The following is a 12,996-nucleotide window of genomic DNA, read 5'->3' on the forward strand; positions in this document are numbered from 1 at the left end:
CCCTGGAGGATCGCATTGTTAAGGAAACTTTTTTGAATCTGGCTAAAGGATGCCAGTGTCCACCCTGGTTTCCAACCTGCGTATGTGGACGAAAACCCGTAATACGCCTTGTACATAAACGTCCCATAACTCCTTCGGAAGAGGAGAAGAAAGAGAATCCTCGTTCCAGAAGTGCTAAATTGAGAGTAGCAGAGAAAATAAACGTGTCATAGGTCATGGGTTGCAGGCGGGGTTTTGGACGCAGGTGCTGTTGATGGGGGGGTTGATGGGCTGGATTGCCACCTATGCGGTGCGGGTGGTGCGCAAGGACATGACCTACCATCGCCAGCGGGAACAGTACGACCGCGCCTGGCTGGCCCGGCAACTGGAACACCTTTCACCTGAAGAATGGGAGCGGTTACAGCAGGCAGTGGAGCCAAGCGAAACGGCTGGGGATTAGGCGGTCACCCGCGCCACAATCAGGGTAATATCATCGCCCGCCCTGCCCCGCGCCCCGATAAAGGCCTTCACCTGCATAAACAGGTACTCCAAAATATCCTGGGCATCGGTGTGTAACCCGCAGGCCTCCTGCACTGCCTGTAACAACCCCGCCGTTTCAAACCGTGCCCCGTGGACGTTGGCGGCATCCGTAACGCCGTCTGTGTAGTACACTAGGACATCCCCCGGCGCCAGGGTCACCGTGCCGTTTTCATAAAGCGCTTGGGGTTCTAGACCAATGAGCATCCCTGCGGTGTCCAACTGGAGAATCTGCCGGGAGGCACCTTGCCAAAGCAGCGGCGGGTTGTGGGCGGCATTGCAAAAGGTCAAGCGGCGGGTGGCCGGGTCGTATTCGGAATAAAACAGGCTGACAAAGCGGTGGGAGTTGGTCAAATCCTCGTACATGACCTGGTTGAGGTGGCTGAGAATGTCCGCCGGGGAATTCCCCCGTAAGACTTCCGAGCGCAACATGCCGCGGGTCATGGTCATGATTAACCCGGCAGGCACGCCCTTGCCCATCACATCCCCGATCACAATCGCCCAGCGTTGTCCCCCCGCCACCGGGATAAAGTCGTAATAATCGCCGCCGACCCACTGCGCGGTGAAATAGCGGGATGCCAATTGCAACCCCGGAATCTGGGGATGGGTTTCCGGCAACAGGTGCTTTTGAATTTCGGCGCCCAGTTGCAACTCCCGGTCCAGCCGTTCCCGTTCCCGCAAGGCCAGCCGCAACTGTTCCTGCTCAATCGCCACTGCCGTCTGGTCCGCCACCAGGTTCAATAACTGTTTGCGGGCATCCGTGGTCAACAAACCGGGGCGGTCGCTGAAGACCACCAGCCACCCCTGTTCCTGGCCGGCCACAATCACCGCCGTTCCCACCGCCTCCAATGGCACCACCGCCGGTAATTCCGCCTCCAAGCGGGCCAACAAACTGGGGGCCGGCCCGGCAGGCAACTGGCGCACGTAGGCCGCCAACGGTTCCCCCACCCGCTGGTACCAATCCTCCCGATGGGAATGGAACTGGGCCAAGGTCAAACGCCGGTCCTTGGCTTGCCAGAGCAACAGCGCCGCCCCCTCCCCATCGCACACCCGCGTGGCAATTACCGGAATCAGTTGCAAAAACTGGTTCAGATTGTGCAAATTCCGCAGGGCAGAACCCAAATAGCTCAGCAGTTCCTGGATTTTGCGATGCTCCCTTTGGGAACGCGCCACCAGCTCCTTGAGGGTGAGGACGCCTGCCAAGGTGGGCGTCAAGGACTGATCCGCCATGCCCGCTTGATCCTGCGAAAATGTAATGCGCTATTTTAACACTCAAACCTACAATGTCAAGTCCATGTCTGCTTCCCCGGAGTTTCGCACCGAAACCGACAGTTTTGGCCCCGTCGCCGTCCCCGTCCACGCCTACTGGGGCAGTCACACCGCCCGGTCCGTGCAATACTTTGCCATCGGCAGCGAATCCATGCCCCTGGCCGTCATCCACGCCCTGGCCCTGATCAAACAGGCAGCGGCCCAAGCCAATCAGGAATTGGGACGCCTCGACCCCACCCTGGCTGGCCCCATCCAACAGGCCGCCCAGGAAGTGGCCCAGGGACAGTGGGATGACCAATTCCCCCTCAAGGTGTGGCAAACCGGCTCCGGCACCCAAACCCACATGAACGTCAACGAGGTCATTGCCAACCGCGCCAACGAATTGCTTGGCCACCCCCGCGGCAGCAAAACCCCCGTCCATCCCAACGACCACGTGAACCTGGGGCAATCCTCCAACGATGTATTTCCCAGCGCCATGCACCTGGCGACCGTCTTAACCTACCGCCGCCACCTGCAGCCTGCCCTAGAGGAACTGCGCGCTGCTTTGCAGGCCAAAGCCCAAGCCTGGCAAGACATCGCCAAAATTGGCCGCACCCACCTGATGGACGCCGTGCCCCTTACCCTCGGCCAGGAATTTTCCGGGTACGTCGCCCACCTCACCCACCACCAAACCCACCTCGAGGCCTGCCTGCCCACTCTGTACGAACTGGCCCTAGGCGGCACCGCCGTCGGCACCGGCCTCAACACCCACCCTGGCTTTGCCCAGCGGGTCACCCAACTCCTCCAGGAATGGACCGGCATTCCCTGGGTACCCGCCCGCAACCCCTTTGCCGCCCTAGCCGGTCATGAAGCCCTAGTACATTTCAGCGGCGGCTTAAACGCCCTGGCCGGTTCCCTCCTCAAAATCGCCAACGACATCCGCTGGTTGGGTTCTGGCCCCCGCTGCGGTTTGGGCGAATTGCACCTGCCTGCCAACGAACCCGGCAGTTCCATCATGCCCGGCAAAGTCAACCCCACCCAAGCCGAAGCCCTCGTCATGGTCGCCATCCAGGTCATGGCCAACCACCTGGCCGTGAGTTTTGCCCATAGCCAAGGCAATTTGGAACTGAATGTGTGCAAACCCCTCATTATTTATAATGTGTGGCAATCCCTACAATTACTCGGCGATGCCTGTCGCAGTTTTAGCCGCCATTGTGTGCAGGGGTTAACCCCGAATCTCCCCCAAATTCAGCACTATTTACAGCAGTCGTTGATGCTGGTTACGGCCCTTACCCCCCACCTAGGTTATGACCGGGCTGCCCAAGTCGCCCGCAAAGCCTATCACGAACACAAAACCCTAAAACAAGCAGGTGTGGAATTGGGCTATTTTACGGCAGCAGAATTTGACCAATGGGTGCAGCCCGAACGGATGACCCAACCCCAGACCAACCGGGACAATTTCCAGGGATAATAAAACCACCCTCTGGACCCACAACCCATGAAACATACCCTTTCTGTCCTAGTGCAAGACGAAGCCGGCGTTTTGACCCGCATTGCCGGTTTATTTGCCCGGCGGGGATTTAATATCGAGAGCCTGGCCGTTGGCCCTGCCGAACAGCCTGGGATTTCCCGCATCACCATGGTTGTCCCCGGCGACGAACGCGCCATCGAACAACTCACCAAACAACTCTATAAACTGATCCACGTCCTCAAGGTTCAAGATATTACCAACATCCCTTGTGTGGAGCGGGAATTGATGTTGATCAAGGTCAACGCCACCCCCTTGACCCGGCGGGAAATCCTCGAAATTGCCCAGGTCTTTCGGGCGCGGGTGGTGGACTTAGCCGAAGAGTCCCTCACCGTGGAGGTAACCGGCGACCCAGGGAAAATGGTTGCCATCGTGCAAATGCTACAGAAATTCGGCATCCGGGAGATCGCCCGCACCGGCAAAATTGCCCTCGTCCGAGAATCGGGCGTCAACACCGAATACCTCAAAACCCTCGCCACCCGTAGCCCCTGAAGTCAGCAGGCGGGATGGCCGGGAGTTCCTGGCAAAATGCCGGGAACTTTTGCCGCAATTGCTCCCCAAATCCTGCACCACCCTAGGAGCAGAAAACCAATTCTGCTATGCTAATAATTGATCACAATTTACCGGAAAGAATATGACGGAAACTGTTGCCGAATTACCGAAGGAACCACTCACGGGAAAAGCCCTGCTGAAAAAGGTGGATGAACTGCGGCATCTGACCCGGCGGGAGAAGGCCAAATACTGTGGTTACTACCGCATGAAAGGGGATAAGATACGGATTAACGTATCTGAGTTCATGGATGCGGTTTTGCAAGCCAAAGGTGTGGCCATTGATAATGCCCGCGATGGGCGGGGGCGGGAACCCACCTATCGGGTGAGTGTGCATCGCAACGGGCAAATTGTCATCGGTGCGGCCTACACCCAAAAAATGGGTTTGAAACCGGGGGATGAGTTTGAGATCAAACCCGGTTATAAGCACATTCACTTAACCCAGGTGGAACGCTCCAGCAATGGGGCGAAAGCCACCAACCAAACTGCCAACCAAGCATAGAAAATGGCGCCATTTTTGGGTGTTTTGGCGAGCCGCTTCCTCCCCAGGTGGTGACGCTAACCCTCACCTTAGGGGACCCGGCGGGCATCGGGCCGGAGCTCATCCTCAAAGCCTGCCACCGCTACCGCCCCCGCTGGCCGGTACGGGTGGTGGGTTCAGCCAGGGTGCTGGTGGACACCTACGTGCGGTTGCGGGCCTTGGGCCAGGCGGCAGCGGACCCGGCGACGTTGGCGCTGGTGGATGTGCCGACGCCAGAGCCAGTGCAGCCGGGGCAGCCTTCGGCGCTCACCGGGGCGTTGAGTGTGCAGTACTTGCAAACGGCGCTGGCTTTGGGGAGTCCGGCGTTGGTCACAGCGCCCATTGCCAAAGCCTATTGGCGGCAGGCGGGCTACGCCTACGCAGGGCAGACAGAATTTTTGGCCCAGGCGGCGGGGGCTACCCAAACGGCGATGGCCTTTGTGGCGCGCTCTCCCTACACGGGTTGGGTGGTGCGAACGGTGCTGGCGACCACCCACATTCCCTTGGCCCAGGTGCCGTCCCGGCTCACACCGACGCTGCTGACCGAAAAATTCAGCCTGCTGGTGGCCTGGTTGCGGCAAGATTTCGGCCTGGAGCAGCCGCGCATTGCGGTGGCGGGGTTGAACCCCCATAGCGGCGAACAGGGGCATCTGGGCCGGGAAGAGCAGGAGGTTTTGGTGCCCTGGCTGCAGGCCATGCGGGCGCAATATCCCCAGGTGGAATGCCAAGGGCCGGTGCCCCCCGATACGCTGTGGGTGGCCCCCGCGCGGGCGTGGTGGCAACCGGGGGTGCCTTCCCCCTGGGATGCCTGCCTGGCCCTGTACCACGACCAAGGGTTAATTCCCGTCAAAGCCTTGGCCTTTGAGCAGGCGGTAAACACCACCTTGGGGTTGCCTTTTGTGCGTACCTCCCCCGACCACGGCACTGCCTTTGATATTGCGGGTCAGGGCAAAGCCAACCCCAGCAGTTTTCTTGCGGCGTGGCAGTGGGCCGAATGGTTGTGGGAGCGGCGGCTGGGAGCTTAAACCTCCGCAGGCGTAGCTGGTTGGCGCACCAGATTGGCCAGTTCTTGGAGTTGGGCGATCGCTTCTGCCCCTTCCAACTTCATCAACTCCCGGTCGTCGCGCATTTCCGTCCAGGTAATGCCGTAGTCGGACACCAGGAAGCGAATCAGGTGCCCTTCCCCCAGACTGACCATGAACGAAGCGCTGTTCATGGCCGGGCCACAGGTGTAGCAGGAAGCCAGCCGCCCTTGCCGTTCCAAAACCGTCGCCAGGGCCTGGAGATTCATCACCAAGTCCCGGACAAGTTCCCGATGCTGATTGGCTAAACGCAGAAACACAGCAATCACTCCGGGCTACCTTTTCTTAATCTTAGCTTAAAGTTAGCGGTCATGAGGGTCGGAACCTTATTACCAAGGGTTCTGGTGGCTTTGCCGCGCACAAATTGGCCAATTTTGTCATTTGATGATTGTTGCTAGAGGCGCGCCGGGCTGTTTTGGGAGTATTTAGTAACTGGTGGTCACCGCGACCGGCTGCCGCAGTTTTTGCGAGTAGAACGAAGCCGATTCCTGGCCTTGGGCGCACTCGCGGGCAAATTTAATCAGATGATGGCTGACCAAAGCGGTGCTGATAATGGCTTCAATCTGACCTTTTTGCCAAGCCAATTTGGCAAACTTCCAAAACGTTTCCCGATAGTCGCTCAACAGGCCCACCTTAATGAGGATATTCAACATCAGCCCTAACCCTTTGGCGATATTGGCCCAGGAGGTGCGCGCCGGACTGTTGGGCAATTGAATCCGGTTGGGATACGTATGTTCTAAATTGTAGGCAAACCGTTCGTAGATAAATTCCGGGGTATAGGCTCGCGTAATACATTTGCGCCACATGGCGACCACCTGGTCGTAGGGCATGAGGAAATCGACATTTGATTCCCGGTTTTCATCGAACACCAATCGCCCCTCTTTTTGCAACCGTTCCCACAAAGGGGTTTTCGGCAAGGCATACAGCAGGTTGATTGTCAGCATGGGAATTTGCGACAAACGGATAAATTCCAAAATCCGGTCGCCCGTCATGGGGGTATCCGTATCCAAGCCCAGGATAATGCCTGAGACCACTTCCAGCCCATAACTATTCAAAATTTTGATGCTTTGCAGAATGGGTAAACTGAGATTGTGATCCTTAGAAATTGCATGTAGGGCTTCTGGTTCTGGCGTTTCAATCCCGCAAAATACCGTACAGAAATAGGCCTCCCGCATCATGGCTAAAATTTTCGGACTCTGGGCCAAGTTTAAGGTGGCCTCACAGGCAAATTGCACCGGATAACCCCGCGCTTTTTGCCAGCGAATCAAATGGGGCAAAAGTTCCATCACCGCCTTGCGATTGCCGACAAAATTATCATCCACAAAATAGATTGCTCCCGGATTTCCTGCCGCCAAAATCGCATCTAATTCCTCCAGAATTTGTTGGGGCGTTTTCAAGCGGGGATTGTTGCCATACAAAGCGGGAATATCACAGAATTCGCAGTGATAAGGACAGCCGCTCGAAAATTGCACACTGCCGATAAAGTACCGGCGCAAGGGGAGTTTTTCGTAAGCAGGAATGGGAAATTCATGGAGCGGCACGCGCTGTTTGGTTTGCAAAATAATCTGCTGTGGCGGTCGCTCTGTGTGGGCATCCAAATAGGCAATCATCGCATCCGTGGCATCCCCCAATTCCCCCAGATGCAAAATATCCACCTCTGGATAATACTCCGGGCACGCCGACACCGAAGGCCCCCCCAAAACCGTAATTTTCCCGTGCCGATGCGCCTTGCGATTGATTTCTAAAATTTGCGGCCTTTGAATGTGCATCCCACTGATAATCACCGCATCTGCCCAACGATAATCCCACCAACGCGCCGGTCGGATATTCTCGTCAATCAAACGCACTTGCCAAGACTCCGGCATATAAGCCGATACCACCAGCAGCCCCTGCGGGGGCATAAACCCCTTCACCCCAGGCATCAACTCGTAAGCATGGTGAAACGTCCCGAACGAGGGACTGTACCGGGGGAACACACACAGAATGCGCCGCCGGTTCTGGGGCTGGTAGGGAGTGCGTCGGGAACGCTTGGGTACTGTAGTCATGGGCAGGCCCTGCGTGACACGTCCCCTTAGTGTAATCGGGTTGGGTGATTCCTGACAAGGTGTTTGCCCCACGCTTAAGGGATTTTTCGTCTCGCCCCCAAGTCAGCTTTGTTTGTACAAAGTAAGGCAAACTACCGACCGAGTTACAGGGCAATTGCATGACTGTCGCAGTACGGGCATGAGTTAACCAAGGGACGAGGGCTTGTCTAGGGCGGCCAAACTGCTTCCAACCCGCTGCATCGAACGTACAGGCAATAGCAATTTATTGTCATTAATTGCATGATCTATGTGAATCATTGAGTAGGGTGGGGGGTGAAAAGGTTGGGAATTGCCGAGTGGTTGGGCGAACCGGTTGGTGTTATATAATAGGAATAGCCACACAGGGGGCCGTAATGGTTTCGACGTGTTGGCGAACGCGCATCCCGTGATGCAGGCCGAGAGGGAGCCTACTCTCGTAAATCCAGGCTCAAGCAAGTAAGTGCGAACAACATTGTTCCTTTTGCTCGTAAAGCGGCTGTTGTTGCCGCCTAAGAGTCTCTAGGTAGACTTCGAGGCGTTCGGAGTGACACCGTTAAGCTCCGGGCGTATTCCCCCAACGGTTGCCCTAGCTGGATTTGTGCGGTTGCCAGCTAGCTAAGTGTTAACCGCAAACCCCTGGCCAGTTTGGGACAAAACTGGCCCCTGGTAGTTGGGTGAAACTGCCTAAGCCTGTGAACGAGTGGGACGTTATTACCCAACGCGGACAGCGGTTCGATTCCGCTCGGCTCCATTTTTATCCCCGTACAATATACAGCAAGAGTTCACTCATAAATTCAGGTTAGGCAACTTGCTTAACGAGAAAATTTTTTGTTATCAATGAGAGTTCAACTCCTCGGTGTGAATGCTTTGTATTATTAGATGCGCATTTTGGCACAAACCCTCAAAATCTTGAAGTTTGATACTTCTGATCCCTGTAGTATTCTGTAGGATTTTGAATTAGTGATTAATGCGGATGGATTTGTGAGTCACAGCCAATTATTCCACACAAGTACTCAAGGAGAAGGAGCAAGGGATAGGCCAACCCATTTACTGGATTTGCGGCAAAGAATTGTGGTGTATGAGGCAGCTAAGACATCCATCCGCCAGGTAGCTCATCGGTTTAGGGGGTGACCCAAAAACGGCACACCGTCGGGTGCGGCAGGAGCCACAAACTCAGGATTTATAGTCATTTCAAACAAGTTTGCAACATTCGCCTTTACCTGCAAACCCTATCCTGGAAGGGGATACAGCCATGACCAGTGCCTCAAAGTGTTGCATTTTCTTGTGAAACGACTATAATCTCTAAGAAAGTAGGTGCAAAGCAAGGGGGTGTTTTGCAACAATATCGGCAGAATGTGATGGGAATTATTACAGAATACTTGGACGTTTGGCTTATGGTTAAGAAATCAGGAATATTCCAGCGGTGGATTTAGGGGAGGGATGGTCGGTTGTGGTGTGATTAAAGGTGGGATAAGGAAAGGGGTTTCCGAAAGGGACTGATGTCCAAAATTAGATGAGAGAAAGGTGGTGATTATGGATATATTTAAGGGTAGGAAAGTGGAGCGGTGTGCGATCATATACCCGCTTTGAGATGGTGTGGTCGGTGCTGAAGCATTTTATTGGGAAGTTTTCCGGAGCCGGGGTGTCTGGAATGCAACAGAATTCCCTCTGGCTGCTACGGTTGGTTGGTTAAGGGGTGCTCATTCCTTGAAGGGCTGCACTTTTGGCTCAAGCGTTCAGGTTTTTGACGCACAACCACGCCAATTTGTCCCAACCACGTTCCCCAGTGGATGCCCCTAGGTCTGGGTCACCTGTTCCACCCGTGCGGCCAATTCTGGGATGAGGGTGTGTACCTGGGCCTGGGGGTAGGGCTGACCGTTGATGCGGACGTTGGGAGCCTGTTTGCAGGCTTTTTGACAACCACTTGCTTCCAAAAACACCCATTCTTGCCACCCCTGCCCCTGGATGATGTCGCCCAATTGTTGCCATAACTGCATACTCCCCTGCTTGCGGCAGTTGCCCTTGTGACAGACCTCAACCCGACAGGCGGGCTGGGTTGCGGTTACACAGGGGTTCGGGTTCGCTGGCGCTCCCAACGGTGCTACGGCTGGAAATAGGCGGATGTCGGTGGCCTGCCACTCCTGGTCATGCCAACGCGCCGCGACTTTTACCCCCATCCCCACCACCAATTCCCGCCGGAGTCCCGCCCGCATATATTTGGGCAGTTTCACGCGATGTTCCTGCGTGCCGTCGTGAATGCGAATCAATTTGAATTTGCCGTTGCCCGCAGGCCAAAATCCAAGAAATGTACCGCTGAAAATTGGCATGAGGAAACTAACCGGTAATGCGATTTCCTTTTAGTATAGGGCTAGGTTTGCCCAGATGCTGAAGCAATGTCTGTGATGGGAAGCCGCCACGAGTTATGAGAATGATTCGCGTCTTGCAGTGGGAACGGGTGGCTTACGCCCAGGCTTGGGCCTGGCAGCAGGAGCAGGTGGAACGGCGGTTGGCCAATCCCCACCTGCCGGATGTCTTGGCTTTGTTAGAACATGAGCCGGTCTATACCCTGGGGCGGGGAGCGTCTTTGGGGTTTTTGCAATTTCAGCCGGGTACGATTGGCATCCCGGTCTATCGCACGGAGCGGGGGGGGGAAGTCACCTATCATGGGCCGGGGCAGGTGGTGGGGTATCCGATTGTGCGCCTGCAGCATTACGGGTTGGATGTGCACCAATATCTCCGGGCTCTGGAACAGGCGATCATCAATGTCTTGCGGGCCTATGGCATTCCGGGCGCGCGGAAAGCGGGCTATCCTGGGGTTTGGGTGGGGGATGTGAAGGTGGCGGCGGTGGGGATCAAGGTGCGGCGCGGGGTGACCATGCACGGGTTTGCGGTGAATGTGGCGACGGATTTGACGGCCTTTGCCCGGATTGTGCCCTGTGGGATTCGGGACTATGGGGTGGGCAATTTGGTGCAATTTTGCCCGGAACTGGATGGGACGGCGGTGCGCCAGGGGTTGGTGCGGGAGTTGGGGGCCGTTTTGGGGGCACAGATGGAGCAGGGGGACCCAATTTCGCTAAGATGCTAAGGATGACCAATGGAGTTGTGGCATGGACAAGCAGGCAATTTTTGCAGAGGTGCAAAAGATTGTGGCGGACACTTTGGATGTGGAATTGGAAAAGGTGACGCCGGAGGCCAGTTTTACCAATGATTTGGGGGCCGATTCCCTGGCGACGGTGGACCTGGTGATGAAGTTGGAAGAGGCGTTTGATATTGAAATTCCCGACAGTGCCGCCGAGCAGATCACGACGGTGCAACAGGCGGTGGATTATATTGCTCAGCAAAAGGTAGCGGCGTAGCGCCATGACAGGGCGGGAACGGGTGGTGGTCACAGGGCTGGGGGCCATTACGCCCCTGGGGAATACGGTGGCCGATTATTGGGCGGGTCTGCTGGCCGGTCGCAGTGGGGTGGGGCCGGTGACCCTGTTTGATGCGTCGCAGCACGAGTGCCGGATTGCCGCGGAGGTGAAGGGTTTTGACCCCTGTATGTACTTGGAGCGGCGGGATGCCAAGCGGATGGACCGGTTTGCCCAGTTTGGGGTGTGCGCCAGTTTGCAGGCGGTGGCGGATGCGGGACTCCAGATTACGGCGGCGAATGCGCCCCTGGTGGGGGTGAGTCTGGGAACCGGGACGGGCGGCTTACAGATGATGGAGGAGCAGGAACAGGTGTTGCTGACCAAGGGACCCCATCGCTGTAGTCCGTTTACCGTGCCGATGATGATTTGCAATATGGCGGCGGGGTTGACGGCGATTCATACGGGCGCCAAAGGCCCCAATTTCTGCCCGGTGACTGCTTGTGCTGCTGGTTCCAATGCCATTGGGGATGCGCTGCGGTTGATCCAGCAGGGTTATGCCCAGGTGATGATCTGCGGCGGGACGGAAGGGGCGATTACGCCGTTGGGGGTGGCGGCGTTTGCGGCGTGTAAGGCCATTTCGCTGCGCAATGATGAGCCAACGCGGGCGTCTCGGCCCTTTGACCGCGACCGGGATGGGTTTGTGTTGGGTGAGGGTGCTGGGGTGTTGGTGTTGGAGGCGTTGAGCCATGCCCAGCGGCGGGGCGCGCGCATTTATGCGGAGTTGGTGGGGTATGGGGCGACCTGCGATGCCTACCACATCACGGCACCGGCGCCGGAGGGGGAGGGGGCCATCCGGGCGATGGAATTGGCGCTCAAGGATGGCAATCTGCAGCCGGATCAGGTGGATTACATCAATGCCCACGGCACCAGTACGCCCGCCAACGATGTGACGGAAACCAAGGCGATTAAAAAAGCGCTGGGGGATCACGCCTATCGGGTGGCGGTGAGTTCGACCAAGTCCATGACGGGCCATCTGCTCGGTGGTTCGGGGGGGATTGAGGCGGTGGCGACGGTTTTGGCTGTGTATCATGACCAGGTGCCGCCGACGATTAATCTGGAGCACCCGGACCCGGAGTGCGATTTGGACTATGTGCCGCAGCAGGCGCGGGCGATGCGGGTGGAGGTGGCCTTGTCCAATTCGTTTGGGTTTGGCGGCCACAATGTCACCCTGGCGTTTCGCAAATTCTCGGAGTAGGTGATGGGTAAGAGCGACCAGATTCGGGTGCTGGCGTTGGGGTTGATTCAGCACCAGGGCCGGGTGTTTTTGTCCCAGGGTTATGACCCCGCCCGGCAGTTGACGTTTTATCGGGCGCTAGGGGGTGGGGTAGATTTTGGAGAACCGAGCCGCGTGGCGCTGCAACGGGAATTTCGGGAGGAACTCCAAGCGGAACTACGGGATATTGAATATCTGGGGTGTTTGGAAAACATCTTTACGTACAATGGCCGCCCCGGACACGAAATTATTCAACTGTATCGCTGTGGGTTTGTGGACCCTAAATTTTACGAATTAGAATCCCTGTCCTTTCACGAAGGGGAACGCCAGAAATTGGCTTTGTGGGTGCCGGTTGCACGCTTGTTGCAGGGGGAATTGACCGTCTATCCCGAAGGGTTTTGCCAATATTTAGTCCGGGAATAAAGTCATTTTTTCCAAGGCAATGGGTATGGCAATGGTTAGTGCATGTGGCTATCTTGTACGATACGTAGGCAATCTGGGCAATTTCGTGGTCGAAAAAGTGATTATTGCCGTATTGTCACCCTAACAATTCATCAACCGTAAAAACCAGCTCTGGGAATTGCAAAGGTGCAAGCGTCTGTCCCCGTTGCAAAATCTGTTGTTTTTCCTGGCGATAGACTTCCAGGCAATCGGCGTCTAAATTGACCAACCAAACTTCGGGAATGCCCGCTGCCAGATACAGGGGAACTTTTATGTCTCGGTCGTAGGCAATGGTTGTGTCAGCGACTTCGATAATCCAGTAAATATCTGGGGGTGTGGGATGTCCTGCCAGGTAAAAATCATCCCGCCAGCGCACAATGGCTACATCCGGCTGCGGCTCCGAATCTGCCAGGGTAATGGGGT

General features: G+C 56.3%; 15 protein-coding genes and 1 other RNA gene. 11 read left to right on the top strand and 5 right to left on the bottom strand.

From position 1 onward, the window contains the following. Window positions 1–32: 32 nt before the first annotated feature. Window positions 33–212: a 16S rRNA (cytosine(1402)-N(4))-methyltransferase gene (gene mraW, locus ACWISF_RS05305; protein ID WP_448380570.1), complete on the top strand. Its 180-nt coding sequence runs from the start codon at window positions 33–35 to the stop codon at window positions 210–212. 8 nt (window positions 213–220) lie between these two features. After that, window positions 221–439: a DUF3007 family protein gene (locus tag ACWISF_RS05310; protein WP_448380556.1), complete on the top strand. Its 219-nt coding sequence runs from the start codon at window positions 221–223 to the stop codon at window positions 437–439. On the opposite strand, the gene ACWISF_RS05315 is transcribed toward ACWISF_RS05310, so the two are convergent. Beyond that, on the bottom strand, window positions 436–1,746 hold the full coding sequence (locus ACWISF_RS05315; protein WP_448380557.1) for a PP2C family protein-serine/threonine phosphatase: 1,311 nt from the start codon (window positions 1,744–1,746) through the stop codon (window positions 436–438). The two genes, ACWISF_RS05310 and ACWISF_RS05315, sit on opposite strands and share 4 nt — an antisense overlap. 64 nt (window positions 1,747–1,810) lie before the next feature. Between ACWISF_RS05315 and fumC the strand changes: the two genes are divergently transcribed. The 4 genes from fumC to pdxA all read left to right on the top strand — a co-directional run bounded on the left by fumC (window position 1,811) and on the right by pdxA (window position 5,386). After that, complete coding sequence (gene fumC, locus ACWISF_RS05320; protein ID WP_448380558.1) at window positions 1,811–3,235, top strand: class II fumarate hydratase; 1,425 nt, start codon at window positions 1,811–1,813, stop codon at window positions 3,233–3,235. Window positions 3,236–3,262: 27 nt separating this feature from the next. Continuing rightward, complete coding sequence (gene ilvN / locus ACWISF_RS05325) at window positions 3,263–3,784, top strand: acetolactate synthase small subunit (RefSeq protein ID WP_448380559.1); 522 nt, start codon at window positions 3,263–3,265, stop codon at window positions 3,782–3,784. A gap of 142 nt (window positions 3,785–3,926) precedes the next feature. Further along, window positions 3,927–4,343, top strand: coding sequence for an AbrB family transcriptional regulator (locus ACWISF_RS05330; protein WP_448380560.1), 417 nt, complete (start codon window positions 3,927–3,929; stop codon window positions 4,341–4,343). Between the two features lie 47 nt (window positions 4,344–4,390). Continuing rightward, a complete protein-coding gene (gene pdxA / locus ACWISF_RS05335) occupies window positions 4,391–5,386 on the top strand; it encodes a 4-hydroxythreonine-4-phosphate dehydrogenase PdxA (RefSeq protein ID WP_448380561.1) in 996 nt (331 codons plus the stop codon). Here the strand turns inward: pdxA and ACWISF_RS05340 are convergent. Beyond that, window positions 5,383–5,703 (bottom strand): DUF1815 family protein, encoded by a 321-nt coding sequence (locus ACWISF_RS05340; protein ID WP_448380562.1) that lies wholly within the window; start codon window positions 5,701–5,703, stop codon window positions 5,383–5,385. The two genes, pdxA and ACWISF_RS05340, sit on opposite strands and share 4 nt — an antisense overlap. A gap of 165 nt (window positions 5,704–5,868) precedes the next feature. Next, the gene (locus ACWISF_RS05345; RefSeq protein ID WP_448380563.1) at window positions 5,869–7,488 is read right to left on the bottom strand and encodes a B12-binding domain-containing radical SAM protein; all 1,620 of its coding nucleotides are present in this window, start codon (window positions 7,486–7,488) and stop codon (window positions 5,869–5,871) included. Window positions 7,489–7,871: 383 nt separating this feature from the next. Between ACWISF_RS05345 and ssrA the strand changes: the two genes are divergently transcribed. Next, window positions 7,872–8,260: a transfer-messenger RNA gene (ssrA, locus tag ACWISF_RS05350) on the top strand. A 1,042-nt stretch (window positions 8,261–9,302) separates the two neighbouring features. Here ssrA and ACWISF_RS05355 read toward each other — a convergent pair. After that, the gene (locus ACWISF_RS05355; RefSeq protein ID WP_448380564.1) at window positions 9,303–9,833 is read right to left on the bottom strand and encodes a (2Fe-2S) ferredoxin domain-containing protein; all 531 of its coding nucleotides are present in this window, start codon (window positions 9,831–9,833) and stop codon (window positions 9,303–9,305) included. A gap of 101 nt (window positions 9,834–9,934) precedes the next feature. Here ACWISF_RS05355 and lipB point away from each other — a divergent pair, with 101 nt between their 5' ends. The 4 genes from lipB to ACWISF_RS05375 are packed head-to-tail and all read left to right on the top strand — an operon-like array spanning window position 9,935 to window position 12,555. Continuing rightward, window positions 9,935–10,591, top strand: a complete 657-nt coding sequence (lipB, locus tag ACWISF_RS05360; protein WP_448380565.1) for a lipoyl(octanoyl) transferase LipB — start codon at window positions 9,935–9,937, stop codon at window positions 10,589–10,591. 22 nt (window positions 10,592–10,613) lie between these two features. Continuing rightward, a complete protein-coding gene (locus ACWISF_RS05365) occupies window positions 10,614–10,862 on the top strand; it encodes an acyl carrier protein (protein WP_448380566.1) in 249 nt (82 codons plus the stop codon). A gap of 4 nt (window positions 10,863–10,866) precedes the next feature. After that, the gene (gene fabF, locus ACWISF_RS05370) at window positions 10,867–12,114 is read left to right on the top strand and encodes a beta-ketoacyl-ACP synthase II (RefSeq protein WP_448380567.1); all 1,248 of its coding nucleotides are present in this window, start codon (window positions 10,867–10,869) and stop codon (window positions 12,112–12,114) included. Window positions 12,115–12,117: 3 nt separating this feature from the next. Continuing rightward, on the top strand, window positions 12,118–12,555 hold the full coding sequence (locus ACWISF_RS05375; RefSeq protein ID WP_448380568.1) for an NUDIX hydrolase: 438 nt from the start codon (window positions 12,118–12,120) through the stop codon (window positions 12,553–12,555). 115 nt (window positions 12,556–12,670) lie between these two features. Here ACWISF_RS05375 and ACWISF_RS05380 read toward each other — a convergent pair. Next, the coding region (locus ACWISF_RS05380; protein WP_448380569.1) for a Uma2 family endonuclease at window positions 12,671–12,996 on the bottom strand (326 nt) is incomplete at its 5' end.

It is taken from the genome of Gloeomargarita sp. (genome assembly GCF_053491055.1).